Consider the following 23,878-nt stretch of genomic DNA (forward strand, 5'->3'; position numbering starts at 1 on the left):
CCCGCAGGCGCAATTCGCGCCAACATCAGCGGTGGACGTGCAGCCGGATGCGGGTGGCGGCGGGTGACTGCAGGCGGCCGGGAAGGTGTCAATCCCGAATTCCTCCCGCGACATGCGGACGCTACATCGGAACCAACGGGGACAAGTGGATCCTCCGCTCCTGAGTTCCGGGCGCCGCGGGCCGAAAACGGCCGAGGATGCCATACCGCGGAACGCCGTGACCGGTGATTGACCGAAAGAGTGCGCGGGTCGGGTGCACCGGCGCTGCCGCCTTGGCACGGCCGTTGCACGGCTGTCTACGATCGCCGCCGTGCAATGCCGGAGCCGGCGGGGATTCCGGCCCCGGCATTGCGCGGCCGGAGGGGCCCGTACTTCCTCCCTCCGGCGGGCAGGAGTGTGCGCGGGCGGGCTCGGCTCTGGGTGAGGAACGCCGCCCGACCGCACGGTGGGCAGGTCGGCCAGGTGAAGCCGGCGGGTGGGAGCGGCACGCCGCCGGTGCGAGCCTGCGGCGCGGTCTCGCCCGTCGTGCCGTCGTACACCATCAGGTTCCGAGCCGTGCGCCGGAGCATACGGCCGACCGGCGACGACGCCGCCGCCGGACGGCGGGGCGGTCAGACCGCCCCGGCGGCGGTGGCCACCATGGTGGCCGCGACCGCCGCGTACATGGCGCCCACCGCGACCCGGATGCTCTCGGTCACCCCGTGGCCCTCGGTGAACGCCTTCATCCGCGGCTCGACCTCCCTGCGCGGCACGCCGGGGAAGGCGATCCGGTGCAGCAGCCCCGCCTGGAGGAGGGCGATCAGCGCCGCGGTGCGGTCGTCGGCCTCCTCGCCGCGCAGCACGGCACCGGTCAGCCGCTCGCGGAGCTCGCGCTCGACCGAGCCGTCCGCCTCCGGGTACCGCCTGACCGGGATGAGGCCGAGCAGCTTGTGCTTCTCCTCGGTGACCAGGCCGCGCCGGCACAGGCTCTCCTCCGCGGCACGGACGGAGGTGCGCTGGTCCTTCATCAGCCAGTCGCCGATCTTCGTCCTGCGCCGGCCCTCGGTCCACGCGGCGAGCGCGGCCAGCCGGCCGTCCAGCAGCTCGACCCCGGTCGGCCTGGTGTCGACCACCCGGACCTGGCCGTCGGCGAGGGTGACCCGCCCGGCGAACGCGAGCTCGAGGACGATGGCGCCCGAGAGCGGCAAGCCCAGCATGAGCCCGTCCTTCGCCTGGCCGGACTCGTCGTCCAGCGACAGCAGCATCATCTCTTCGGGCAGGGTCACAGCCACGCGCGTTTCTCCTCCGTGTGTTCGTACAACCGATCGACGCCGGCGCCCGCGCGATGGTTCCCGTCGAGCCGTACCGGGTGGGGCAGCTGACGTCTCGTAAGGTGGATCGTGTCCAGGGCGGGCTGGTGCAGGCCGGGAGCGTCGGGCGTGGCGGGAGCGGAACGGTCCGGTGGCCGCAGCCCGGCAGGGCGGGCCTGGGCTCCCCTGCTGGCGGTGTGCGCCGGGTACTTCATGGTGATCCTCGATGTGACGATCATCAATGTCGCGGTGCCGGTGGTCGGCCGGGAGCTGCACGCCTCGCTCACCGGCATCCAGTGGATCACCGACGGCTACACCCTGGTCTTCGCCGGACTGCTGCTCACCGGCGGGGCGCTCGGCGACCGCCTCGGCAACCGGCGGATCTTCTGCACCGGCGCGGCGGTGTTCACCGCGGCCTCGGCCGGCTGCGCGCTCGCCCCGAACACGCCCGTCCTGGTGGCCGCCCGGCTGGTGGAGGGCCTCGGCGCGGCACTGATCGTGCCCGGCTCGCTCGCCCTGCTCCAGCAGTCCTACCCGGCGCCGGACGCGCGCTCCCGCGCCTTCGGCCTGTGGGGGGCGATGGCCGGCATCGCCGCCTCCGCCGGGCCGCTGCTGGGCGGGCTGCTGGTCTCCACCGTGGGCTGGCGGTGGGTCTTCCTGATCAACCTGCCCGTCGGGGCCGCCTGCATCGCACTGACCCTGCGCCATGTCGCCGCCTCGCCGCGCCGCCCCGACCGCCCGCTGGACCTGCCCGCGCAGGTCGCCGTCTTCGCGGCCGTCGCCCTGCTGGTCGCAGCCCTCAACGAGGCCGGCCGGCGCGGGTGGACGGACCCGCTCGTCCTCGGGGCGGCAGCCGTGTCGGTCGCCGCGGCCTGCGCCTTCGTGGCCCGCGAACACCGGGCCCGCTCCCCCGTCCTGCCGCTCGGCCTGCTCCGCTCGCGCGCCCTGAGCGGCGGCGCCGCCATCGGTCTGCTGTTCAACTTCGCCTTCTACGGCATGGTGTTCACCGCCAGCCTCTACTTCCAGCACCAGCGCGGCTACAGCGCGCTCGGCACCGGGGCCGCACTCTTCCCCGCCGTGGCGATGACCATGTTCGCCTCGGCCCTGGCCGGCCTGCTGGCCCGCCGCACCGGGCACCGCCCGCTGGTCGTCTCCGGAATGCTCGTCGCGGCCGCCGGGCTGGCCGCCTGGGCCGCCGCCGGGACCGACCCCGCCTACGCCCTGCTGGTGGCCCCGATGATGGCGGCGGGCTTCGGCACGTCCTTCGCCCTCACCGGCGCGACCACCACCGTGATGGCGGCCGCCCCCACCGCATACGCGGGCACGGCGTCCGCCCTGTTCAACACCACCCGCCAGATCGGCAGCGCCGCAGGAGTGGCACTCGGCGGCACCCTCCTCGCCACCGCCACCGACTACGGCGAAGGCCTCCGCACCAGCATGGCCGTCGGCGCAGCGGCCTACCTCACGGCGGCCGTCCTCGCACGCCTGTGCATCCCTGCCCCGCCGGAGCGGCCCGCGGGCTAGGGGACCGTGCAGCGGCTCGGCGCCCGGAACGCCTCGCGTGCTCAGGCCCCGGCCGGGCAGCTCTCGCAGCCGGCGCGGTGCGCGGTGCGCAGCGCTTCCATACGGTCCTGCAGCTCCCGCATCCGGGCGGCACTGCGGTCGCTCGCGTACCCGGCGATGCCGCGCAGGGCGATCGGTTCGCCGTCGTAGCGGGTGAGCACCAGGGTGGTGACGGTGCCCAGGCCGGGCCCGGGGAGGGTCTGGGCGGAGACCGAGGCGATCGTGCACCACGGAGTGCGGTGGGTGCGCTCCATGCCGTGGCTGGCCACGCCGGTCTCGTCGAGCGTCACGCCGAGCCGGACGGCCCGCCAGGTCCACCAGGAGGCGGCGGCACCGATGACCAGGCCCAGCAGCCGCGTGCCCCACGGGCCCTCGACGAGCATCCCGACGGCGATCACCAGGAACACGGCACCGCAGAGTGCCAGCACGGCACGCTGCCAGTGGCTGCGGAGGCGGATGGGGCCGGCGGGGCGGTCGGCGGGGCGGTCGGCGGTCATCCGGTGATCGTGTCAGCCCCCGCACCGACCGTCAACGGCCGCCCGCACGCACTCCGGAGCCCGGGGTCCTCCGGCGGTCCCGGCATGCGGAAGGGCCCGGCACCTGGAGGTGCCGGGCCCTTCGCGATTGGTAGCGGGGACAGGATTTGAACCTGCGACCTCTGGGTTATGAGCCCAGCGAGCTACCGAGCTGCTCCACCCCGCGTCGGTGAACCCGACTCTACGGTACGGATGGGGCCGGTGGGAAATCGGTTCTCCGCGGCGCGCGCCCGCCGCGGCTTCGCGACGCTTCGTGGTCGCCCACGGCTCGGTGTTAGAAAGGACCCATGGTCGAACGCGCCGACCGACCCCGAGGGGCTTCCAAGCAGTCACTGCTCGCGAGGAGCCCGCGGAGCGTCGCGGGCCAGATGTTCGTCGTGCAGGTGATCGTGGTGGTGCTCCTCGTCCTGGGGGCGATCCTGGCGCTGGTGCTGGAGTCCAGGCGGGCCAGTGAGACGGAGGCCCGCAACCGGTCGGTGGCCGTGGCGGAGGCGTTCGCGCACTCCCCCGGCCTCGTCGACACCCTGAAGTCGTCCTCGCCCTCGTCGGTGCTGCAGCCGCTCACGGAGGCGGCGCGCAAGGACGCGGGCGTCGACTTCATCGTGATCATGGACACCGAGGGAATCCGTTACACGCACCCGCTGCCGGACCGGATCGGGCAGCGGTTCGTGGGGACGATCGAGCCGTCCCTGGAGGGCCGCATCCACACGGAGAGCGTGCACGGCCCGCTGGGCGACGAGGTCCAGGCGGTCGTGCCGGTCAAGGGGGCGGACGGTTCGGTGGTGGGCCTGGTGTCGGCCGGGCTCAAGGTCAAGAACGTCACCTCCGCCGGCAACAAGCAGCTGCCGATCATCCTGTTCACCGGCGCCGCCGCCCTCGCGGTGGCCACCACCGGCACCGCTCTCGCGGCCCGGCGGCTGAAGCGCCAGACCGGCGGTCTCGGCCCGGCCGAGATGACCCGCATGTACGAGCACCACAACGCGGTGCTGCACGCGGTGCGCGAGGGCGTGGTGATCATCGGACAGGACGGGCGGCTGGTCCTGGCGAACGACGAGGCGAAGGAGCTGCTGGGCCTGCCGCCCGACGCGGAGGGCCGGTACGTCTCCGACCTGGACCGGCTGGACCCGGACACGGCCGGGCTGCTGCGGTCGGGCCGGGTGGCCGCGGACGAGGTGCACCGGGCCGGCGGGCGGCTGCTCGTGGTGAACCAGCGGCCGACCGACCGCCACAGCGGCGCGATGGGGACGGTCGCGACGATCCGCGACTCGACCGAGCTGATGGCGGTCTCCGGCAAGGCCGAGGTGGCCAACAAGCGCCTTGCGCTGCTGTACGAGGCGGGCGTCGGGATCGGCTCGTCCCTGGACGTGGTGCGCACGGCCGAGGAACTGGCCCGGGTCGCCGTCCCGGGCCTCGCGGACTTCGTCACCGTCGACCTCGCCGACCCCGTCCTGCAGGGCAACGAGCCCGCCGGCGGCGGGATGGAGCTGCGCCGCGTCGCCGTCAGCGGGATCCACGAGGACCACCCCTTCTACCCCCGCGGCCGGCTGATCACCTTCATCCCGTCCACGCCGCAGGCCCAGGGCTTCGACAGCGGGGTGTCGCAGGTCGTGCCGGACCTGTCGGTGGCGGAGGGGTGGAAGGCGCAGGACCCGATGTGGACCGGCGGGGTCCTCGACCACGGCGTCCACTCGCTGATCACCACGCCGCTGTCGGCCCGCGGCATCATCCTGGGCGTCGCCAACTTCTGGCGGTCGGAGAAGCCCGAGCCGTTCGACGACGAGGACCTGTCGCTGGCCGAGGAGCTCGTCGCACGGGCGGCGGTCAGCATCGACAACGCGCGCCGCTACACCCGGGAGCACGCCATGGCGGTGACCCTGCAGCGCAGCCTGCTGCCGAGGGCCCTGCCGGAGCAGACCGCGCTGGAGGTCGCCCACCGCTACCTCCCGGCGCAGTCCGGGGTCAGCGGCGACTGGTTCGACGTGATCCCGCTGCCGGGCAGCCGGGTCGCCCTGGTGGTGGGCGACGTCGTCGGCCACGGGCTGCACGCCGCGGCCACCATGGGCCGGCTCCGCACCGCCGTCCACAACTTCTCGGCCCTCGACATCCCGCCGGACGAGCTGCTCGGACACCTGGACGAACTCGTCGACCGCATCGACCAGGAGGAGAGCGACGACGGCACCGGGACGGGCGTCTCCGGGGCCACCTGCCTGTACGCCATCTACGACCCGGTGTCTCGGCTGTGCACCGTCAGCCGGGCCGGGCACCCCGCGCCCGCACTGGTCCGCCCGGACGGGTGCGTCGACTTCCCGGACCTGCCGGTCGGGCCGCCGCTGGGAGCGGGCGGCGGGCCCTTCGAGACCGCCGAGGTGCACCTGCCGGAAGGCACCCAGATCGTCCTCTACACCGACGGCCTGATCGAGGACCGCGCGCGGGACTTCGACGTCGGCATGGACCTCCTGCGCAACGCCCTCTCCCACGACCGGGAGCCCGAGGACAACTGCCGGGCCGTCCTCGAGACCCTGCTGCCCGCCCGGCCGCAGGACGACGTGGCCCTGCTGATCGCCCGCACCCGGGTGATCGCCGCGGAGGACATCGCCGAACGGGACATCCCGTTCGACCCGGAGGCCGTCGCCGACCTGCGGGCCTGGACGGCCTCGACGCTCGAGAAGTGGGACCTCGGCGACCTGTCCTTCGGCACCGAGCTGATCCTCAGCGAGCTCGCCACCAACGCCATCCGCTACGGCACCGAACCCGCCCGGGTGCGGCTGCTCCGCGACCGGGCGCTGATCTGCGAGGTCTCCGACGGCAGCAGCACCGCCCCGCACCTGCGGTACGCGGCCACGACGGACGAGGGCGGCCGCGGACTGTTCCTGGTGGCCCAGCTCACCACCCACTGGGGCACCCGCTACAACCCCCGGGGCAAGACCATCTGGGCCGAACAGGCCCTCCCCACCCCGGAGCCCTGAGGCAATGGGCGTCCCCCGGGCGCTTTCCCGCCTGCGCGGAGTTTGTCCTTCCGCGTGCAGCTTCGCGACGCGCCGGGGAGGCACCATGGACCGATCCCCGCCCCCGGGCCAGGATGGACGGATGACAGGTGCACACGGGCAAGGGAGCCGGACGGCCGGCGGCGGCACGCCCCGCCGGGCCGGGTGCCACCGCGGCGGGCGCCGAGCGTCGCAGCCGACACGGTGAGGTACGAGAACCGTCCGGTGCGGCACCCCGCCACGGGCGCCGTGCCACCCCCGCACCTGCGCCCGATCGGGCCACATCGGGACGTTCCCGCAGGTGAGAGCGGTGGCGCCGGACCTCACAGCCCCACACCTGCCTCAAGTGAGCAAGGTCACCGAGCGGCCCGTCGTCACAGCTCGTGGCACGGGTGTACGTTCCTGCGACCAAGGGGTGAGGCCTCCCCCGATTGCGTTCTGCCTGCCCACAGCTGCGCCTCCGACAAGGGAGACACCTGCCATGCCTGCTGAAGAACCGGCCCAGCCCCCGCCCCAGACCCTCGGTGTGGTGGCCGAGTCCGCCACCGGGGAGACGCGGGTCGCGGCGACACCGGCCACGGTGCGTCAGCTGCTCGCCCTGGGCTACGACGTCGTCGTCGAGTCGGGCGCCGGCTCGGCCTCGGGGTTCACCGACGACACCTACCTCGACGCGGGTGCCGCCATCGGCGACGCCTGGCAGGCGGACCTCGTGCTCAAGGTCAACGCCCCGTCCGCCGAGGAGATCGCCCGGCTGCGCGACGGCGCGACCCTGGTCGGCCTGATCGGCCCGGCCCAGAACCCCGAGCTGCTCGAGCGCCTCTCGGCGCGCCGGATCACGGTGCTCGCGCTCGACGCGGTGCCGCGGATCTCCCGGGCGCAGTCGATGGACGTGCTCAGCTCGATGGCGAACATCGCCGGCTACCGGGCCGTCATCGAGGCCGCGCACGTCTTCGGCAGGTTCTTCACCGGGCAGGTCACCGCCGCGGGCAAGGTCCCGCCGGCGAAGGTCCTGGTCGCCGGTGCCGGCGTGGCCGGCCTCGCCGCGATCGGCGCGGCGAGCAGCCTGGGAGCGGTGGTCCGCGCCACCGACCCGCGGCCCGAGGTCGCCGACCAGGTGAAGTCGCTGGGCGGTGAGTTCCTGCCGGTCGACGTCGAGCAGGAGCGCAGCACCGACGGCTACGCCAAGGCCACCTCGGCGGACTACGACCGGGCGGCCGCGGAGCTGTACGGCCGGCAGACCGCGGACGTGGACATCGTCATCACCACCGCGCTGATCCCGGGCCGTCCGGCGCCGCGGCTGATCACCGCCGAGCAGGTCGCCTCGATGAAGCCGGGCAGCGTGATCGTCGACATGGCGGCCGCCCAGGGCGGCAACGTGGAGGGCACCGTCGCCGGCCGCGTGGTCGTCACCGACAACGGCGTGACGCTCATCGGCTACACCGATCTCGCCTCCCGGCTGCCGGCCCAGGCCTCGCAGCTGTTCGGCACCAACCTGGTCAACCTGCTGAAGCTGCTCACGCCCGGCAAGGACGGCCGGCTGGTGATCGACTTCGAGGACGTGGTCCAGCGCTCGGTGACGATCGTCCGCGACGGCGAGCTGACCTGGCCGCCGCCGCCCGTCCAGGTGTCCGCGGCGCCCGCCGCCGCACCGGCCGCCGCACCGGCACCGGCCGCGCCCGAGAAGCCCAGGCTGTCCGTGGCGGCGCGCTTCGGGCTGATCGGCCTCGGCATGCTGGCGCTGTTCCTGCTGATCGCCTTCGCCCCGGCGCAGCTGGCGGAGAACTTCACGGTGTTCACGCTGGCGGTGGTGATCGGCTACTACGTGATCGGCAAGGTGCACCACGCCCTGCACACTCCGCTGATGTCGGTCACCAACGCGATCTCCGGGATCGTCGTCATCGGCGCGCTGCTGCAGATCGGCCACGAGAGCGCGCTCGTCACCGTGCTGGCCTTCGTGGCGATCCTGCTGACGAGCGTGAACATCTTCGGAGGCTTCGCCGTCACCCGCCGCATGCTCGGCATGTTCTCGAAAGGCCGATGACCGATGACGTACACGACGGCCGCGCACGCCGCCGACCTCGTTGCCGCCCTCCTGTTCATCCTCAGCCTCGCCGGGCTCTCCCAGCACCGCACCTCGCGGGCCGGTGTGGCCTACGGCATCGCCGGCATGGCGCTGGCGCTCGTGGCCACCGCCGTGGTCGCGGCGCACGACGTGTCGGCGGCCGCGGTGTCCCTGATCGTGGTCGCCATGGCCGCCGGCGGGGCGGTCGGCCTGTGGCGGGCACGCCGCGTCGAGATGACGCAGATGCCCGAGCTGATCGCCGTGCTGCACAGCTTCGTCGGCCTGGCCGCGGTGCTGGTGGGCTGGAACAGCTACCTGGAGGTGGAGCGGCACGGCGCGGCGCAGACCCTGATCGGGTCGGACCTGCTGCGCATCCACCACGCGGAGGTGTTCATCGGCATCTTCATCGGTGCGGTCACCTTCACCGGCTCGATCGTCGCCTACCTGAAGCTGTCGGCGCGGATCAAGTCGAGCCCGCTGATGCTGCCGGGCAAGAACGCGCTCAACGTCGCGGCGCTGGTGGCGTTCGTGGCGCTGACGGTGTGGTTCACGATCAGCCCGAGCCTCGGCCTGATGATCGCGGTGACGCTGCTGGCTCTGCTCCTGGGCTGGCACCTGGTCGCCTCGATCGGCGGCGGCGACATGCCGGTGGTGGTCTCCATGCTGAACAGCTACTCGGGCTGGGCCGCGGCCGCGGCCGGCTTCCTGCTGAACAACAACCTGCTCATCGTCACGGGTGCGCTGGTCGGCTCCTCCGGTGCCTACCTGTCGTACATCATGTGCAAGGCGATGAACCGGTCCTTCCTGTCCGTCATCGCCGGCGGCTTCGGCATCGAGGCGCCCGCCGCGCAGGACGCGGAGCAGGGCGAGCACCGGGAGACCAGCGCCCACGAGACGGCCCGGATGCTGGCCGACGCCACCTCGGTGGTCATCACGCCCGGCTACGGCATGGCGGTGGCCCAGGCCCAGCACCCGGTCGCGGAGCTGACCCGGGTGCTGCGCGAGCGCGGTGTGGAGGTCCGCTTCGGCGTGCACCCGGTGGCGGGCCGCCTGCCCGGCCACATGAACGTGCTGCTCGCCGAGGCACGGGTGCCGTACGACATCGTGCTGGAGATGGACGAGATCAACGACGACTTCACCGAGACCTCGGTGGTCCTCGTGATCGGTGCGAACGACACCGTCAACCCGGCGGCGACGGAGGACCCGGCGAGCCCGATCGCGGGCATGCCCGTGCTGCGGGTGTGGGAGGCCGGTCATGTGATCGTCTTCAAGCGGTCCATGGCGTCCGGCTACGCGGGCGTGCAGAACCCGCTGTTCTTCCGCGAGAACAGCAGCATGCTGTTCGGCGACGCCAAGCAGACCGTCGAGAGCATCCTGCAGGCCCTGCAGGCGGAGGCGCCCCAGGCCCCGGCCGAACGGCGCACCACCGCCGTCGCCTGACGGCCGCCGGCTGCCACCGGTGGCCGCGCAGGTGGGCGGAGTACCCGCGAGGCGGGAGGAACGGCACCGTTCCTCCCGCCTCGCGCGGTTTCCGGTACCCACGGCGCCCCGGTCAGCCGGTCAGCCGGTCGGCCGCCTGCCCGGGGGTCGGGTCCAGGTAGACGCGGACCACGGCGGGGTGGGCCGCGCGGATCGCCCGCTCGGCCTCTTCGCAGGCACGCTCCACGTCCCGCGCGGTGGCCGGTTCCCGGAACGCCACCTTGGCCGCGACCAGGACGTCCTGCGGGCCGCTGACCAGGGTGACCAGTTCGACCACCTGCCGGACCTGCGGCTGCTCCCGCAGGGTGGCGGAGATCCGGTCCTCGGCGGTCTGCGGCAGGGCCCGGCCGATCAGCAGTGAGGCGTTGGCCCGGGCCAGCACCACGGCCACCCAGGCCAGCAGGGCGCCGATCAGCAGCGAGGCCGCGCCGTCCCAGGCCGAGTCGCCGGTCAGTTCGGTGCCGAGCACGCCGCCGAAGGCCAGCACCAGGCCGATCAGCGCGGCGACGTCCTCCAGGAAGACGGCCTTGACCGCGGTGTCGGGGGTGCGCCGCAGGTACCGGCCGCCGGACACCCCCAGCCGGCCCGCCTCGCCGCGGACCTGGCGGGCCGTCCGCGCCAGCGACACCGACTCCAGCAGGAAGGCCACGGCCAGCACCAGGTACGAGGCCAGCGGGCTGCCCAGGTCCTCGCCGTGCAGCAGGGTCCGCACCCCGTCGGTCACGGAGAAGACGGCTCCGCCGATGAAGGTCGCGAACGAGGCGAGCAGCGCCCAGACGTACCGCTCCCGCCCGTAGCCGAAGGGGTGGGCGTCGTCGGCGGGCCGGGAGCTGCGCTTGAGGCTCAGGAAGAGCAGCACCTCGGTGACGGTGTCGGCGAGCGAGTGCGCGGCCTCGGACAGCATCGCGCCTGAGCCGCTCACCAGCCCCGCGACCGCCTTGGCGACGGCGACACCGAGGTTGCACAGACCGGCGACGATCACGGTGACGGTGCTCTCGGCGTTCCCGCCGGACTGCGGTGCACCGGCCTCCACGGGCTGGTCGGTTCGGAGGTCCACAGCAGGAGTCTGTCCCGCCCGGCGGAATGTGCACCCCGTCCGCACGGCCGGGTGTCCGCCGTCGGCGGTAACTCCGGGGCGGGCGCGGGGGCGGGACCGGCCGGGTGGAAACGATCGGAGTCGGCGCGGATCTGCCCGTCGCCTACGGCCGGCGGCACCGCCGACGGTCCTCACGACGCTTCCCACCGAGGGAGAAGCCATGATCAAGACAGTTGCCGTCACCGCCCTGGCGGCCGTCGCCCTGGTGCCGGCCGCTCCGGCCGCCGCAGCCGCGGGCCGGCCGGCGCCCCGTGCGGCGGCGACCTGCGCGGACATCGCCCAGATGGGCCTCCAGCAGGCCGTCGCCGCCCTCCAGGTCGGGGTCCAGGACGTGTCGGCGCTCGCTCCGGTGCAGGACCTCCCCTGCCTCGCCGACGCAGGCACCGCGGACGACCCGCTGGCCGGGCTGCTGGACGGCCCCGCCCCCGACCCGCTGCCGCACATCGCGTTCTGACCGCACCGGCGCCACGGGGCCGACGGCGCAGGGCCCGCCCGCGCCGTCGGCCCCGGCCCGGTCAGGGGCGGGCCGGTCAGGGGCGGGCCGTCGGGGAGCGGTCGGCCGTCCGGGCCGGGTCGGTCATGGCGACCGGGGCCAGGATCTCGTCCATGGCCTCGAGCAGGCCCGGGTCCAGCCGGACACCGGCCGCGGCGGCGTTCTCCGCGACCTGCCCGGGGCGGGAGGCGCCGATGATCGCGGCGGCGACGTTCCGGTTCTGCAGCACCCACGCCACGGCGAGCTGGGCCATGCTGAGCCCGGCCCCCTCCGCCAGCGGGCGCAGCCGCTGGACGCGCTCCAGGACGTCCGGCCGCATCCACCGGGCGACGTAGTCCGCGCCGCCCTTCTCGTCGGTGGCCCGGGAGCCGGACGGCGGCTCGGCACCCGGCAGGTACTTCCCGGTGAGCACGCCCTGGGCGACCGGCGACCAGACGACCTGGCCGATGCCGAGCTCCTCGCACACCGGCACCACCTCGGCCTCGATCACCCGCCACAGGGCGCTGTACTGCGGCTGGCTGGAGACGAACGGCACCCGCAGCTCGCGGGCGAGCGCGTGCGCGTCGCGGATCTGCTCCGCCGTCCACTCGGAGACGCCGATGTACAGGGCCTTGCCGGAGCGCACCACGTCGGCGAAGGCCTCCATGGTCTCCTCGAGCGGCGTGGAGTGGTCGTAGCGGTGCGCCTGGTACACATCGACGTAGTCGGTCTGCAGGCGGCGCAGCGACCCGTCGACGGCCTCCAGGATGTGCTTGCGGCCCAGCCCGCTGTCGTTGCGGCCGGGCCCGGTGGGCCAGTACACCTTGGTGAGGATCTCGACGCCCTCCCGGCGCTCGCCCCTCAGGGCGCGGCCGAGCACGGACTCGGCCCGGGTCTCGGCGTACACGTCCGCGGTGTCGAAGGTGGTGATGCCGGCGTCGAGGGCGGCGCGGATGCAGGCCGCGGCGGTCTCCTCGGCCACCTGCGAACCGTGGGTGAGCCAGTTGCCGTAGGCGATCTCGCTGACGACCAGGCCGCTGCGGCCCAGGTGGCGGAACTCCATGGTGCAGGTCCTCTCCGCGGGGCTACCAGCTCCGATCATGCCCCGGCGGAGCCCCGTGCGCGCCGTACGACAGCCGGACGGCCCGGCCTGCGGGAGTACGCGTACCCGGTGCTCGCGGCGGCCTCGCTCCCGGTCGGTGCCGTGGCGGCGGCCACCGTGGCGGCCCTGTGACGGCGCAGCTTCCTGATACCGCCCGGGACGGCGCGGTCGGCCCTGGGGCGCGGCCGTCAGCTCAGGTGTCCGAAGATGCCGGCGAGCAGCACTCCCGAGGCGAGGAAGACCAGGGTCAGCACGGCCACGGCGGTGACCTGCTCACGCGTCACCTCGCTCTGGTGCACGGCGGCCGCCATGCCGTCCGGCGCGGCGCCTCCGGGGTTCGGCGTGCCCACCGGCGCCGGGTCGTGGCCGGACGGCGAGCCGTGCCCTGCTGCGGAGTGCTGCGCCGCAGCAGGGCCGTGGGCGGGCGCCGGTACGGGGATCGGCTCCCCGCCCTTGCCGAGGACGCGCACCGTGCCCATCCCGTGCTTCAGGTGGTTGGCGACCAGCCACACGTTGACCGGGTAGGCGCAGGCGAGCCCGGCCCCCACGGCGAGCGAGAACAGGGCCCAGAACCGTACGTCGGCCACGTCGTCGGCCCCCGGCACATGGCTGCGGACGATGACGATCACGGCCACCATGGCGCCCATCACGCAGTTCATCGACAGCCACTCGGCGACCACGGTCGAGCGCACGGCCTTGAGGTAGTTGCCGCCGAGCATGTCGCGCATGAAGAGCGCCTGGAAGACCAGCAGGCCGAACCCGAAGCCCAGGGCGTACTCGACCAGGCTGTCCGCCCACGGGGGAAGCCCGATCAGCGAGGCCAGCACGGCGGCGGCCATGATGCCGGTGGCGTCGCCCGCGACGCAGTGGACGGTGGACCCGAACGCCTGTTTCCACAGCGGCGCCACGAAGCGCTCGTGGGTGCCCGGCCGCGGCTCCTTGCAGGACAGCACGTAGAAGGCGGCGCCGACCGGGCCGATGTACAGGGTCACCAGCACCCAGCCCCACTTCATCACGGTCAGTTCCGGGTTCACGGTGAACGCGTCGTGGGCCACGTAGGCCGCCGACAGCAGAACGAGCACGAACCAGGCGTACATCAGGGCTTCCGCCGTGCTGCCGCCCACTCCGCCGGCCGTCGCCAGGTGGTCCACCGCGTGCCTCCGCCTCCCGGTCGGTTCGGGAGACGACTCCCGAAGGGAGCCATCGTGCCCGCCGGAGCGCCGTGCGGCCCGCCCGGCGTACCCGGGACTCGACCGGTCGGCGGTGCGGCCTCACCCGTTCGGCGACCCGGAACCGGTGCGACCCGGGTACAGGGGCGCGGCGGTGCGCGCCCCCGTACCCGACGGATCGTCAGCCGCTACACCAGCAGGGCGCGCACGGCCCGGCAGGTGATGGCGGACGGCCGGTGGATGCCGAGGCGGACGGCGAGCGCGCGGATTCGGCGGTTGGTGGCGTGCTGGGGCAGGTACACCCCGGAGTCCAGCAGGACGACGGCCAGGCGCATGGCCTTCAGCCGGCGGTTGTGGTCGACGTACCACTCGCGGGGCATCCCGGGCGGCAGGGGTCGGACGGCGGGCGGGCCGGACCGGCGGACGGTCCGGGCTCCTCGGGCAGTGGGCGTGCGGCGGGTGGACAGGGCAGCGGACATCGACGACCTCCTGGTGCGGTGGTTGGGGGCGCTCGCTGACAAATCCCATGTTAGGCGGGGGTACTGACAATCCGACGGGCCGCCGCCGGGGCCCGGCCGTGCCCCGGCGGCGGCGGTTCGGTCACGTCCGCAGGAAGGCCTCCAGGGCGGTCGCGAGCGCCACCGGGACCTCGTACATCGGGTAGTGCCCGCTGTTGGCGAGCACGGTGAGCTCGGCGTTCGGGTAGTGGGTGAGCCAGGTGCCGCGCATCACCTCGGCGGAGAGCGCCGGGTCGTGCTCGCCGACGAAGACGCCGACCGGCAGCGTGCTGCCCGCCACCTTCGCGGCGAAGTCCTGCGTCGTCCACTCCTCCAGGTAGCCGGCGAAGGCCTCCGGCCGGGAACCGGTCACCGAACGGGCGGTCATCCGGTCCAGCCAGCGGCCGCAGGCGCGGTTGCCGGTGACCATGTCGAGGATGGCCCTGCGGTTGGCCGGATACTGCACGGCGCCGTGGAACAGGTCGTACGCCTCGCCCTCCAGCGGGAAGGCGCTCGCCGGGACGGGCGCCACGCCGGCCAGCTTGCGCACCCGGGTCGGCGCCTCGGCGAGGATCCGCTGGGCCGCCTTGCCGCCCATCGAGTGCCCGACCAGCGAGAAGGTGTCCCAGCCGAGCTCGTCCGCCAGCCGCAGGGCGTCGGCGGCGATCTCGGCGAGCGTGAACTCGCCGTCCACCGTGATCCGTTCGCCGTACCCGCGGTAGTCGAGGAAGGCGTAGCCGAACTCGTCCGGCTCCAGGATGTCGAGGAACCCTCCCCAGCCCGCGCTGCTGCCGAACCAGTCGTGCAGCACGAGGACCTTGTGCGGACCGTTTCCGACGGTTCGGTGACCGATAGCCATCGCATGCTCCCTCTGCGTGATGATGCCGGACCGGTCGATCATCCCACCCGGCCACCCGCCCGACGCCAGAACCGATCGCGCCATCCGCGCGCCGCGCATTCGGCGGCATCCCCGACCTCCTTCGAGGGACCCTCCGGCGCCCCGCGGAAAGCCCACGAGGGGCGCGGGGAACTGCGCAATCCCAGTCGTCGGCCGAGTGCCTTGGAGCGGATGGATGGACGTGCCGTGGGTGCGGCGCCCGGGGCGCCGTGAGTTCCTGGCCCTGCTCGCGGCGGCCGCCGTCGCCGGTACCGCCGCGCTCCCGGCCGCAGGCAGTCCACGCGCCGTCAAGCGGCAGATGCGCGGCCTGTGGATCGCCTGCCTGAACCACACGGACTGGCCCGCCCGCAGACGGCTCGGCACCGAGCAGATGCAGGCGGACTTCGTCTCGATGCTGGATGCGGCCGTGGCGACCGGTTTCAACGCGGTGTTCGTCCAGGTCCGCCCGACCGCCGACGCGCTGTGGCCGTCCCCCTTCGAACCCTGGTCGCAGTGGCTGACCGGCACTCAGGGGCAGGACCCGGGCTGGAACCCGCTGGCCTTCATGATCGAGGCTTCGCACCTCCGCGGGCTGGCCTTCCACGCCTGGTTCAACCCCTTCCGGATCGCGATCCACACCGACCCGGGCCGCCTGGTGGCGGACCATCCGGCGCGGCGCAACCCGGACTGGACGGTGGCCTTCGACGGCGAGCTCTACTACGACCCCGGCATCCCCGCGGTGCGGGAGTTCGTCCTGGACGCCGTGATGGACGCCGTGACCCGCTACGAGGTCGACGGCGTCCACATCGACGACTACTTCTACCCGTATCCGGCGCCGGACGGCCGGGGCTTCCCCGACGATGCGGCCTTCGCCGCCCACGGCCGCGGCTTCACCGACCGGGCGGCCTGGCGGCGCGACAACATCGACCTGACCGTCCGGCAGCTCCGCGACCGGGTACGGGCCGCCAGGCCGGATGCCGCCTACGGCATCGCCCCCTTCGGTGTCTGGCGCAACAGGTCCACCGACCCGGCCGGCTCGGCGACCACCGCGCTGCAGTCGTACGACGCGCAGTTCTGCGACTCCCGCGGCTGGGTCCGCAAGGGCTGGGTCGACTACATCGCACCCCAGCTGTACTGGCACATCGGCTTCGCCATCGCCGACTACGCCGTCCTCGCCCGGTGGTGGGCGGCGCAGACGGACGGCACCGACACCCAGTTGTGGATCGGCCAGTCCGCCTCCCGCCCGGGTGCCCCGGGGCGCCCGGCCCCCTGGCAGGACCCGGCGGAGCTCTCCCGCCACCTCGCGCTCAACGCCACCGTCCCGCAGATCGGCGGGGACGTCTTCTTCAGTGCCCGCAGCGCCCGCACCGACCGCATCGGCGCCATCCGGCAGCTGGCGGCCGACCACTGGTCCCGGCCCGCGCTCGTCCCGCTGCTGCCGAGGCTCGCCCGCACCGCACCGCCCGCGGCGCCGGAGCTGCGCGCCTCCCCCGACGGGCAGGGCCTGCAGGTCGCCCCGTGGCCCCGCCCCGGGCGCCCGCACCCGTTCCAGTACGCCGTCTATGCGTACGACGCCGACCCGGGCCCGCACCCGCCGGCCGACCCCGACCGCCTCGCCGCCCTGCTCCCCGCACTCTCCGTCGACCGGTACCGTCCGCCGGCCGGCTCGTCCGCATCCTGGTACGCCGCCACGGCCGTCGACCGCGCCGGCCGCGAGAGCGCGACCGGCCGGCCCCTCCGCTTCCCCGCGGTGTGACGGCGTGTCACCGCCAGATCGAGGCGAGGGCGGCCACGGCCAGGGCGACGCCGAAGGCGTAGGTGCCGACGGCCCCGCTGACGCGGAACCCCGACCGGGCGGCGAGGGAGGGCGCGGTGAGCATGCCCCAGGCGTGCAGCAGCCTGGCGGCGGTGGCGCCGACGGTGAGGACCGCTGCCAGCGGGCCCGGGGATCTGGCGCCGAGCAGCAGGAACAGGACGATCAGGGTGGGGATGTACTCGGCGGCGTTGCCGTGGGCGCGGATCGCGATGAACAGGCGGTCGGCCGGGTCGGTGGGCAGCTGCGAACCGCCGGCCCTGGCGGTGGCGCCCCGCATGCGGGAGACGTTCAGGCCGAGGAGGAAGAGCAGCGCGCCGAGGACGGCGGTGCAGGCGATGGCGACGGGCATGTCGGTGGCTCCTTCGGGCAGGGCGTACGGAGGACGGTGTCCAGCAGGTCGGCGCAGAGGGACCAGCCGAGCAGGGTGTCGGCCTTGCGGAGCGCGCCCGGGCTGGTGACGTTCACCTCGATGAGGTGGCGGCCGATGACGTCGAGCCCGGCCGTCCGCAGCCCGAGGCGGCGCAGTTCGGGGCCGATCCGGGCGCAGATCTGCCGGTCGCGTGCGGTGAGGGCGGCTTCGGCGCCGGGCGGGCCGATCCGGAAGTCGCCGTCGGCCGGGTAGCGGTGGACGGCGGCGACGGGTTCGCCGTCGACCAGGAAGATCCGTTTGTTGCCGTCGGCGACCTCGGGAAGGAAGGCCTGGGCGACGACCGCGCGGGTGCCGTTCCGGGTGCCGAGCTCCAGCAGGGAGGCGAGGTTGGGGTCGTGCTCGTCGAGCCGCAGCACTCCGCGGCCGGCGTAGCCGTCGACGGGTTTGAGGACGGCCGTCCCGTGGCTGCGGAGGAACGCCCGGACGGCGGCCGGGTCCGCGGTGACGGTGGTGGGCGGTGTCAGGTCGGGGAAGCGCAGCGGGAACAGGTGCTCGCTGCACAGCCGCAGCCCTCGGGGGTCGTTGACCAGTGCCGTCCGGTCCGGGTCGACCAGGTCGAGGACGAAGGCGGCGGCGAGGTAGGTGCCGTCGACGGGCGGCTCGGTGCGCATGAACACGGCGGCCATCTCGTCGAGCCGGACGTTCTGCGGCTCGCCGGCCCGGTACCAGGGCCGGGCGGCGGCCGGCTCCGGCCCGTGCTCGGCGAGCCGGAGTCTGCGGGCGCGGGCCCGCGGGCGGTGGCCGACGGCCTCCAGCAGGTGGGCCTCGGTCGCCCAGACCTCGGCGCCGCGCTGCTGGGCCGCGTGCATCAGCCCGATGCTGGTGTCGGTGGCGGGGTCGAGCGAGTCGAGCGGGTCGGTGACGAACGCGATCCTCATGACGGGGCGTCCACCCGGCGGCCGTAGCCCTCGCGGCCGGAGTGGTCCGCGCCGTGCTCCGCCCAGGTGTAGAGGTGCAGTTCGAGTCCGTCGGGGTCGCCGAAGACGAGGAGCCAGCCGATGGAGGCCTCGATGACCGGCGAGTGGGCGATGCCCAGCGTGTCGAGGTGGGCGGCCCAGGCCTCGACGTCCGCCCGGCCGTCGACGGCGAGGCCGAGCGGGTCGAAGCCCCGGCAGCCGGCGGCGGCCTGCGGGTTCTCCCGCAGGGCGAGCAGCGTCCGCCCCAGGCCGGGCAGTTCGCCGACGACGCCCCGGACGGTGCCGTCGGCGTCGGGGAACTCCATCGCCACCCGGAAGCCGAAGACCTGCTCGTACCAGGCGCGGGAGCGGGGAAGGTCGGTGACCGGGATCTTCACGTGGTGGATTCCGGCGAGTGAGGGTGCGGGCACGGGAGCCTCCAGATTTCAGCGCAGCTCGACTGCGGTGAATAATGCTTAGGATGCTCGGTATGTCCGACTCCGTCAAGAGGCCCTACCACTCCGAACGGCGCGCCGCCTCGGCCGCCGCCACCCGCGCCCGCATCCGGGAGTCAGCCGCCCGCCTGTTCGTCGAACAGGGTTACGTGGCAACCAAGTTGCGGGATGTAGCCAGGGCCGCCGGGGTCGGCGAGCGGACGCTGTACGACGCCTTCCCCAGCAAGGCGGCACTGTTCGGGCACACCCTCGGCGTGGCGACGGTCGGCGACGAGGAACCCGTCCGGGTGGCCGACCGCCCCCAGGTGCAGGCCTCCCGCCGGGAGCCGGACGCCGCGGCCGCCATCGCGCAGACCGTCGCCTACGCCGCCGGTCTGTTCGAGCGGGCCGGCGACCTGATCATGGTCAGTGTGGAGGCGGCCGGCGCCGACCCGGACATGCGGGCGGCCGCCGACGCCGGCGCGGCCGCCACCCACCAGGTCTACCTGGCGCTCACCCGGTCGCTGGCCGAACGCGGCTCGCTGCGCCCCGGTCTCGACGCCACCGCCGCCGCCGACATCCTCTACGCCCTGGTCTCCCCGCACATGCACCAACTGCTCCGCCGCCACCGCGGCTGGAGCGCCGAGCGGTACCGGACCTGGCTGGAGGCCGCCGCCGTCCGCGAACTCACCGGGCAGGCGTGATCCCCGCCGGGGTGTGCCTCCCCGTCGGGTCAGCCGGTCAGCTCGCTGATCTCGAAGAGGTGGCCGTCCGGGTCGCGGAAGAAGGCCCGGATCTCGTACCCGCGGTCCACCGGCGGGGCGAGGAACTGCGCGCCGCGCGCCCGCAGCGTCTCGTACGCCCCGGAGCAGTCCGGCACCCTGAAGATCGTCTCGGCGCTGACCCGGTCCGGGTCGAGCGGGGGCCCGAAGACCACGGTGGGCTTGTCCGGGGTCGGTCCGCCGCCGGTCACCAGCAGCAGCCAGGCGCCCAGGAGCCGCAGTACGCACGCACCCTCGTACTCGCGCTCGACCTCGGCGCCGAGCACTCCCTCGTACCACGCGCGGGAGCGGGCGACGTCGGAGACCACCAGCAGCCGGGTCAGTTCCATGCCCTCGGTCGGAAAAGCCGCCACGCCGTCCTCCTCCGACGGCCGGTCGGCCGATCCTCCGTCATTCTTGTTCAGCCGCAACGCCGCCCGGGGCAGCGACACACCCGCCGGTGACCACCGCCGTTCCCGGGCAGCGCCCGCCTGCCCGGGCAGGATGGAGGCCGGGCCGGACGGCGGCCCGGAGCAGCGGCCGGGCCCTCGGGCGCTGCTCACGACACGCCCTGGGAGGCGCCCATGACGACCGATCAGCGACCGGGACCGGTGCGGGTGTTCGTCCTCGGCGGCTCGCTGCGCGCCGACTCGCTCAACACCCGGCTGGCGGCACTGGTCGCCCGGCTGGCCGAGGAGGACGGCGCCGACGTCGACCTCGCGGGCCTGCGGGAGTTCGACATGCCGCTCTACGACGGCGACGTCGAGGCCGACACCGGCCTGCCGCCGGGGGCGCTTGCCCTGCGCGAGCGGCTGGCCGCCTGCGACGGCTTCGTCATCGCCGCACCGGAGTACAACGCCTCCGTGCCGGGCGCGCTGAAGAACGCCGTCGACTGGGTCTCCCGGGTCCGGCCGCAGCCGTTCAAGTCCAAGCACGCCCTGCTGGTCTCCGCCTCCCCGTCCATGGTGGGCGGCAACCGCGGGCTGTGGGCGCTGCGCGTACCGCTCGAACACCTCGGCACCCGGGTCTACCCGGACATGTTCAGCCTGGCCCGGGCGCACCAGGGCTTCACCGAGCAGGGCGACCTCGCCGACGCCGGGCTGCAGACCCGGCTGGCCGAGGCCGTGAGCGCCTTCCTCCGCCTGGTCGAGGCGGACACCCGGTACGTCTGCCTGCAGCGCCGCTGGTACGAGTTCCTCGGCGACCGCACCGACGCACCCGTCACCGAACGCTCCGAGGCCTGATCCCCCGGCCGCGCCGGACCGCGTGGCACGCATCAGGTGCCCGCACCGTACGGGCATGCTGGTGGCATGGGTGAGCCGAAGACCGTCCCGACCGACGCCAGCCCGGAGGACTTCCTCGCCGGCGTCCCCGACGAACGCCGCCGCACCGACGCCCAGGCCCTGTGCGCCCTGATCGCCGAGGCCACCGGTGCCCCGCCCCGGATGTGGGGCGGGGCGATGGTCGGCTTCGGCACCTACCACTACCGCTACGCCAGCGGCCGCGAGGGCGACTGGCCGCCCGTCGCCCTCGCCCCGCGCAAACAGGCCCTGGTGCTGTACATCGCCGAGGGCTTCGAGCCCCACACCGAACTGCTCGCGAGGCTCGGCCCGCACAGCACCGGCAAGGGCTGCCTCTACCTCAAACGCCTCGCCGACGTCGACCGGGACGCCCTGGCAGAGATGGTCGCCGCCGCCTTCGACCGCCTGAACGGCCGCACCGTGACACCGTGACGCCGCAACCGCCGCGGCCTCCTCGTGGCAGGCTTCGGGCCATGAGGGAGAGCGAGGCCGTGGAGACTGCGCCGCTGGTGCTGGTGGATGCCGCCAATGTGGTGGGCTCGGTGCCCGACGGGTGGTGGCGGGACCGGAGGGGTGCGGCGGAGCGGCTGCGCGATGCGCTGGCGGCCGTCGCCCGGGACGGGCTGGCGGAGCGCTCCGGCGCGCCGGAGTGGTCGCGCACCGGGCCGCTGGAGCTGGTCCTCGTCGTCGAGGGTGCCGCGCGGGGCGTGGCCTCGGTGCCTTTGGTCCGGGCCGACTCCGCATCCGGCAGCGGCGACGACCGGATCGTCGACCTCGTCCGGGCGGCCCTCGCCGACCACCCGGACCGCAACTGCCTGGTCGTCACCGCCGACCGCGGGCTGCGCGACCGCGTCACCGCCCTCGGTGCCGACGTCGTCGGCCCGCGCGCCGTCCGGCCGGCGCAGCCCCGGCCGGGAGGTGCCCCGGCCTGAGACCCGCCGGGCCGAAGGCTGTTACGGGACCGCGCGGTGGCTGTTACACGGTCGGCGGCAGGCCGTGAGGGGCGGTTCCTAGCGTGTGGCGCACCAGCTCGCGTTCACCGGAACGGGAGTGGTGAGCACTCGGAGGAATCCTCATGTCACGTACCTCGTCCGCGCACCGCGCGGTGCGTTCCGCACTGGTCGGTGCCGGGGCGGTGGCCGCGGTGGTGCTGTCCGGCGGGGCCGCACTCGCCGACGGTCCTTCGGCCTCGCCGGTGCCGACGGCGACCCGCAGCGCCGAGCCCACCCTGCCGGCGGAGTCCGGGGCGCGGCCCAGCGCCGTCCCGAGCCTGCCGCCCGTCGGGCCCGACGGCACCCGCAGGAGCGGGGCGGTGCCCAGGGGCGGCGCCCAGACCGGTGAGGCGGACACCGGCGGCTCGCCGACCGCGGTGGTCCTCGGCTCGGCGCTGGCGCTGGCCGGCGCGGCCGGGATCGGTACCGCGGTCGTCCGCCGCCGGCGTGGCAGCGCACAGGCGTAGCCGGAACCGGCGCGGCCGGCACCCCTCGTGGGTGCCGGCCGCGTCGGCCGGCGCGCTCGCCCTGTCGCTCGGGCTCGGGACGGTGGCCCTGGGGGTGGCCCCCGACGCCGAGCCGGTGCGGATCTCGTACACCGGCCCGGACGCACCCCCGCCGGGCGACCCGGGCCCCACGGCCGCCCCGGCCGGAACCGGGAGTGCGGCCGGAGCCGGGACCGCCCGCACGGCGGAGCTGCCGTTCTCGCCGCCCGTCCGCCTGCTGATCCCCCGCATCGGGGTGGACGCACCGGTCGGGTCCGTCGGGCTGAACCGGGACGGGACGGTGGAGGTCCCGCCGCTGGACGAGCCCGGGCTGGTCGGCTGGTACCGCAACGGCCCGGGGCCGGGGCAGCGCGGCCCGGCCGTCCTGCTCGGCCACTACCGGACGCGCAAGGGTTCGGCGGTCTTCAACCTCCTGCCGTCGGTGCGCCCCGGCGACGTGGTCCGGGTGCGCCGCGAGGACGGTCTGACGGTGACGTACAGGGTCCGGGCGGTGCGGCAGTTCCCCAAGGCGCAGTTCCCCACCGACCTGGTGTACGGCGCGACGCCCGACGAACAGCTCAGGCTGGTCACCTGCGGCGGATCGCTCGGGGGCGACGGGCACTTCAGCGACAACATCGTCGTCCTCGCGGACCGGACCGACGCTCCGTGAACCGTGCCCGCAGAACCCCTCCCGCGCCCGCCCGAGGGCGGCCGGAAGGCCATGGGGCAGACTGTCAGGCCCCGCCGGAAGTCCCGACGGGCCGTCATGGAAAGGCACCGCTCCGCGTGAGGAAACGGACAGCTCCCACCGCCCTCACCGGGCGCACCTCCCGGGCGGCCGGGGCCGCCGCGGCGGTCGCCGCCGCCCTCGCGGCGGTCCTGCTGCTCGCCGGCTGCGACAGCCCGGGCACCCTGCACGACGCCGGGCCGGCCCGGCAGGTCGCGGACCACCCGAGCCCCGAGCCGCTGTGGCCGGCGGCGGCCACGACCGCGCCGGCGGCGACCCGGTCGGCCACGGAGGAACCCCCGCCGTCCCCGCTGCCGGGGCTGGCGGCGCCGGCCGACGGGCTCGGGCAGCTCGACGCCAAGGCGGTGCTGTCCCACGATCCCGGGCTCAGCGACCTCGAGCAGCGCGCCCTGTCGGGCGGTTGTACCGGCTGCACGGTGCAGCCCGCCCGCTACCGGGACCTCAGCGGCGACGGCCGGCCGGAGCTGATCACGGCCGTGCTGATGCCCGCGGCCGGCCTGCGGTGGGCCACGCTCCGCGTCTACACCGCGCGGGACGGACAGGTCCTGCCGGCGCTGTCGGTCTCCGTGCAGGCCGGGTTCACCGCCGACACGGTCGGCCGGGACCTCGTCGTGCACGAGCCGAACGGGCCGCTCGCCCGCACCACCAGCACCTACCGCTGGGAGTCGGTGCGGATGGCCTTCGTCGACCGGCAGACCGTCTGGAGCGGGCCCGCCGACGGCGCGGTCGGCTGCCCGACCCCCGAGCCCACCCTGCCGTCCGCCCGGCCCACCGCCGCGGACGATCCGCCGGTCGGCCCCGACGGGCGGCGCGCCGCGCCGTCGGCGGTCCCCTCCCCCGTCCGTCCGACCCCGACGAGGCAGCGATGACGGCCCCGCCGACGCCCCCT

General features: G+C 74.4%; 24 protein-coding genes and 1 tRNA gene. 13 read left to right on the forward strand and 12 right to left on the reverse strand.

Annotated elements, in window-relative coordinates; all coding sequences use genetic code 11:
* Positions 1 to 611: 611 nt before the first annotated feature.
* Complete coding sequence (locus tag ACQ614_RS03045) at positions 612 to 1,271, reverse strand: GOLPH3/VPS74 family protein (RefSeq protein ID WP_431676581.1); 660 nt, start codon at positions 1,269 to 1,271, stop codon at positions 612 to 614.
* A gap of 231 nt (positions 1,272 to 1,502) precedes the next feature.
* Between ACQ614_RS03045 and ACQ614_RS03050 the strand changes: the two genes are divergently transcribed.
* Positions 1,503 to 2,813: an MFS transporter gene (locus ACQ614_RS03050; protein WP_431683811.1), complete on the forward strand. Its 1,311-nt coding sequence runs from the start codon at positions 1,503 to 1,505 to the stop codon at positions 2,811 to 2,813.
* A 41-nt stretch (positions 2,814 to 2,854) separates the two neighbouring features.
* Here ACQ614_RS03050 and ACQ614_RS03055 read toward each other — a convergent pair whose 3' ends face one another.
* Entirely contained in the window at positions 2,855 to 3,349 is a 495-nt protein-coding gene (locus ACQ614_RS03055; protein ID WP_431676582.1) for a hypothetical protein, read from the reverse strand.
* 128 nt (positions 3,350 to 3,477) lie between these two features.
* Positions 3,478 to 3,554 (reverse strand) — tRNA-Met (locus ACQ614_RS03060).
* Between the two features lie 121 nt (positions 3,555 to 3,675).
* Between ACQ614_RS03060 and ACQ614_RS03065 the strand changes: the two genes are divergently transcribed.
* The 3 genes from ACQ614_RS03065 to pntB all read left to right on the forward strand — a co-directional run bounded on the left by ACQ614_RS03065 (position 3,676) and on the right by pntB (position 9,874).
* On the forward strand, positions 3,676 to 6,354 hold the full coding sequence (locus tag ACQ614_RS03065) for a SpoIIE family protein phosphatase (protein ID WP_431676583.1): 2,679 nt from the start codon (positions 3,676 to 3,678) through the stop codon (positions 6,352 to 6,354).
* Between the two features lie 499 nt (positions 6,355 to 6,853).
* Positions 6,854 to 8,413 carry a Re/Si-specific NAD(P)(+) transhydrogenase subunit alpha gene (locus ACQ614_RS03070; protein WP_431676584.1) on the forward strand — a complete coding sequence of 520 codons (1,560 nt, stop codon included), beginning with the start codon at positions 6,854 to 6,856 and terminating at the stop codon, positions 8,411 to 8,413.
* A gap of 3 nt (positions 8,414 to 8,416) precedes the next feature.
* Positions 8,417 to 9,874 (forward strand): Re/Si-specific NAD(P)(+) transhydrogenase subunit beta, encoded by a 1,458-nt coding sequence (gene pntB / locus ACQ614_RS03075; protein ID WP_431676585.1) that lies wholly within the window; start codon positions 8,417 to 8,419, stop codon positions 9,872 to 9,874.
* Positions 9,875 to 9,986: 112 nt separating this feature from the next.
* On the opposite strand, the gene ACQ614_RS03080 is transcribed toward pntB, so the two are convergent.
* Complete coding sequence (locus ACQ614_RS03080) at positions 9,987 to 10,970, reverse strand: cation diffusion facilitator family transporter (RefSeq protein ID WP_431676586.1); 984 nt, start codon at positions 10,968 to 10,970, stop codon at positions 9,987 to 9,989.
* A 199-nt stretch (positions 10,971 to 11,169) separates the two neighbouring features.
* On the opposite strand from ACQ614_RS03080, the gene ACQ614_RS03085 reads away from it, so the two are divergent.
* Positions 11,170 to 11,463, forward strand: a complete 294-nt coding sequence (locus ACQ614_RS03085) for a hypothetical protein (RefSeq protein WP_431676587.1) — start codon at positions 11,170 to 11,172, stop codon at positions 11,461 to 11,463.
* Positions 11,464 to 11,539: 76 nt separating this feature from the next.
* Here ACQ614_RS03085 and ACQ614_RS03090 read toward each other — a convergent pair whose 3' ends face one another.
* The 4 genes from ACQ614_RS03090 to ACQ614_RS03105 all read right to left on the reverse strand — a co-directional run bounded on the left by ACQ614_RS03090 (position 11,540) and on the right by ACQ614_RS03105 (position 15,108).
* Positions 11,540 to 12,544: an aldo/keto reductase family protein gene (locus tag ACQ614_RS03090; protein ID WP_431676588.1), complete on the reverse strand. Its 1,005-nt coding sequence runs from the start codon at positions 12,542 to 12,544 to the stop codon at positions 11,540 to 11,542.
* 227 nt (positions 12,545 to 12,771) lie between these two features.
* Positions 12,772 to 13,734, reverse strand: coding sequence for a DUF4396 domain-containing protein (locus tag ACQ614_RS03095; protein WP_431676589.1), 963 nt, complete (start codon positions 13,732 to 13,734; stop codon positions 12,772 to 12,774).
* A 206-nt stretch (positions 13,735 to 13,940) separates the two neighbouring features.
* Positions 13,941 to 14,231, reverse strand: coding sequence for a hypothetical protein (locus tag ACQ614_RS03100; RefSeq protein ID WP_431676590.1), 291 nt, complete (start codon positions 14,229 to 14,231; stop codon positions 13,941 to 13,943).
* 121 nt (positions 14,232 to 14,352) lie between these two features.
* The gene (locus ACQ614_RS03105; protein ID WP_431676591.1) at positions 14,353 to 15,108 is read right to left on the reverse strand and encodes an alpha/beta fold hydrolase; all 756 of its coding nucleotides are present in this window, start codon (positions 15,106 to 15,108) and stop codon (positions 14,353 to 14,355) included.
* 214 nt (positions 15,109 to 15,322) lie between these two features.
* On the opposite strand from ACQ614_RS03105, the gene ACQ614_RS03110 reads away from it, so the two are divergent.
* Positions 15,323 to 16,882, forward strand: coding sequence for a glycoside hydrolase family 10 protein (locus ACQ614_RS03110; protein WP_431676592.1), 1,560 nt, complete (start codon positions 15,323 to 15,325; stop codon positions 16,880 to 16,882).
* Between the two features lie 7 nt (positions 16,883 to 16,889).
* Here the strand turns inward: ACQ614_RS03110 and ACQ614_RS03115 are convergent, their stop codons facing one another.
* Genes ACQ614_RS03115 through ACQ614_RS03125 form a run of 3 tightly spaced genes read right to left on the reverse strand, consistent with a single transcriptional unit; the run spans position 16,890 to position 18,699 of the window.
* Positions 16,890 to 17,291 carry an MAPEG family protein gene (locus ACQ614_RS03115; RefSeq protein WP_431676593.1) on the reverse strand — a complete coding sequence of 134 codons (402 nt, stop codon included), beginning with the start codon at positions 17,289 to 17,291 and terminating at the stop codon, positions 16,890 to 16,892.
* Entirely contained in the window at positions 17,231 to 18,250 is a 1,020-nt protein-coding gene (gene gshB, locus ACQ614_RS03120) for a glutathione synthase (RefSeq protein WP_431676594.1), read from the reverse strand. The genes ACQ614_RS03115 and gshB overlap by 61 nt, the downstream gene beginning before the upstream one ends.
* The gene (locus ACQ614_RS03125; protein ID WP_431676595.1) at positions 18,247 to 18,699 is read right to left on the reverse strand and encodes a VOC family protein; all 453 of its coding nucleotides are present in this window, start codon (positions 18,697 to 18,699) and stop codon (positions 18,247 to 18,249) included. The genes gshB and ACQ614_RS03125 overlap by 4 nt, the downstream gene beginning before the upstream one ends.
* Positions 18,700 to 18,758: 59 nt before the next feature.
* Between ACQ614_RS03125 and ACQ614_RS03130 the strand changes: the two genes are divergently transcribed.
* A complete protein-coding gene (locus ACQ614_RS03130) occupies positions 18,759 to 19,406 on the forward strand; it encodes a helix-turn-helix domain-containing protein (RefSeq protein ID WP_431676596.1) in 648 nt (215 codons plus the stop codon).
* A 29-nt stretch (positions 19,407 to 19,435) separates the two neighbouring features.
* Here ACQ614_RS03130 and ACQ614_RS03135 read toward each other — a convergent pair whose 3' ends face one another.
* On the reverse strand, positions 19,436 to 19,837 hold the full coding sequence (locus tag ACQ614_RS03135; RefSeq protein ID WP_431676597.1) for a VOC family protein: 402 nt from the start codon (positions 19,835 to 19,837) through the stop codon (positions 19,436 to 19,438).
* A 210-nt stretch (positions 19,838 to 20,047) separates the two neighbouring features.
* On the opposite strand from ACQ614_RS03135, the gene ACQ614_RS03140 reads away from it, so the two are divergent.
* The 6 genes from ACQ614_RS03140 (at position 20,048) to ACQ614_RS03165 (ending at position 23,858) form a co-directional block, all read left to right on the forward strand.
* The gene (locus tag ACQ614_RS03140; protein WP_431676598.1) at positions 20,048 to 20,707 is read left to right on the forward strand and encodes an NADPH-dependent FMN reductase; all 660 of its coding nucleotides are present in this window, start codon (positions 20,048 to 20,050) and stop codon (positions 20,705 to 20,707) included.
* Between the two features lie 66 nt (positions 20,708 to 20,773).
* On the forward strand, positions 20,774 to 21,196 hold the full coding sequence (locus ACQ614_RS03145) for a DUF1801 domain-containing protein (protein WP_431676599.1): 423 nt from the start codon (positions 20,774 to 20,776) through the stop codon (positions 21,194 to 21,196).
* 41 nt (positions 21,197 to 21,237) lie between these two features.
* Positions 21,238 to 21,696 carry an NTP pyrophosphohydrolase gene (locus ACQ614_RS03150; protein WP_431676600.1) on the forward strand — a complete coding sequence of 153 codons (459 nt, stop codon included), beginning with the start codon at positions 21,238 to 21,240 and terminating at the stop codon, positions 21,694 to 21,696.
* Between the two features lie 143 nt (positions 21,697 to 21,839).
* A complete protein-coding gene (locus ACQ614_RS03155) occupies positions 21,840 to 22,223 on the forward strand; it encodes a hypothetical protein (RefSeq protein WP_431676601.1) in 384 nt (127 codons plus the stop codon).
* Positions 22,224 to 22,254: 31 nt separating this feature from the next.
* Positions 22,255 to 22,911, forward strand: a complete 657-nt coding sequence (locus tag ACQ614_RS03160; RefSeq protein WP_431676602.1) for a class F sortase — start codon at positions 22,255 to 22,257, stop codon at positions 22,909 to 22,911.
* 116 nt (positions 22,912 to 23,027) lie between these two features.
* The gene (locus tag ACQ614_RS03165; protein ID WP_431676603.1) at positions 23,028 to 23,858 is read left to right on the forward strand and encodes a hypothetical protein; all 831 of its coding nucleotides are present in this window, start codon (positions 23,028 to 23,030) and stop codon (positions 23,856 to 23,858) included.
* Positions 23,859 to 23,878 lie beyond the last annotated feature (20 nt).

Source organism: Kitasatospora dryopteridis (genome assembly GCF_050749075.1).
Taxonomy (GTDB): domain Bacteria; phylum Actinomycetota; class Actinomycetes; order Streptomycetales; family Streptomycetaceae; genus Kitasatospora.

Coding starts and splice junctions, on each gene's coding strand:
- ACQ614_RS03070 (WP_431676584.1), top strand. CDS start 6,854: ATGCCTGCTGAAGAACCGGCCCAGCCCCCGCCCCAGACCCTCGGTGTG.
- ACQ614_RS03055 (WP_431676582.1), bottom strand. CDS start 3,349: ATGACCGCCGACCGCCCCGCCGACCGCCCCGCCGGCCCCATCCGCCTC.
- ACQ614_RS03155 (WP_431676601.1), top strand. CDS start 21,840: ATGTCACGTACCTCGTCCGCGCACCGCGCGGTGCGTTCCGCACTGGTC.
- ACQ614_RS03065 (WP_431676583.1), top strand. CDS start 3,676: ATGGTCGAACGCGCCGACCGACCCCGAGGGGCTTCCAAGCAGTCACTG.
- gshB (WP_431676594.1), bottom strand. CDS start 18,250: ATGAGGATCGCGTTCGTCACCGACCCGCTCGACTCGCTCGACCCCGCC.
- ACQ614_RS03130 (WP_431676596.1), top strand. CDS start 18,759: ATGTCCGACTCCGTCAAGAGGCCCTACCACTCCGAACGGCGCGCCGCC.
- ACQ614_RS03050 (WP_431683811.1), top strand. CDS start 1,503: ATGGTGATCCTCGATGTGACGATCATCAATGTCGCGGTGCCGGTGGTC.
- pntB (WP_431676585.1), top strand. CDS start 8,417: ATGACGTACACGACGGCCGCGCACGCCGCCGACCTCGTTGCCGCCCTC.
- ACQ614_RS03110 (WP_431676592.1), top strand. CDS start 15,323: ATGGACGTGCCGTGGGTGCGGCGCCCGGGGCGCCGTGAGTTCCTGGCC.
- ACQ614_RS03145 (WP_431676599.1), top strand. CDS start 20,774: ATGGGTGAGCCGAAGACCGTCCCGACCGACGCCAGCCCGGAGGACTTC.
- ACQ614_RS03115 (WP_431676593.1), bottom strand. CDS start 17,291: ATGCCCGTCGCCATCGCCTGCACCGCCGTCCTCGGCGCGCTGCTCTTC.
- ACQ614_RS03085 (WP_431676587.1), top strand. CDS start 11,170: ATGATCAAGACAGTTGCCGTCACCGCCCTGGCGGCCGTCGCCCTGGTG.
- ACQ614_RS03105 (WP_431676591.1), bottom strand. CDS start 15,108: ATGGCTATCGGTCACCGAACCGTCGGAAACGGTCCGCACAAGGTCCTC.
- ACQ614_RS03090 (WP_431676588.1), bottom strand. CDS start 12,544: ATGGAGTTCCGCCACCTGGGCCGCAGCGGCCTGGTCGTCAGCGAGATC.
- ACQ614_RS03150 (WP_431676600.1), top strand. CDS start 21,238: ATGAGGGAGAGCGAGGCCGTGGAGACTGCGCCGCTGGTGCTGGTGGAT.
- ACQ614_RS03140 (WP_431676598.1), top strand. CDS start 20,048: ATGACGACCGATCAGCGACCGGGACCGGTGCGGGTGTTCGTCCTCGGC.
- ACQ614_RS03100 (WP_431676590.1), bottom strand. CDS start 14,231: ATGTCCGCTGCCCTGTCCACCCGCCGCACGCCCACTGCCCGAGGAGCC.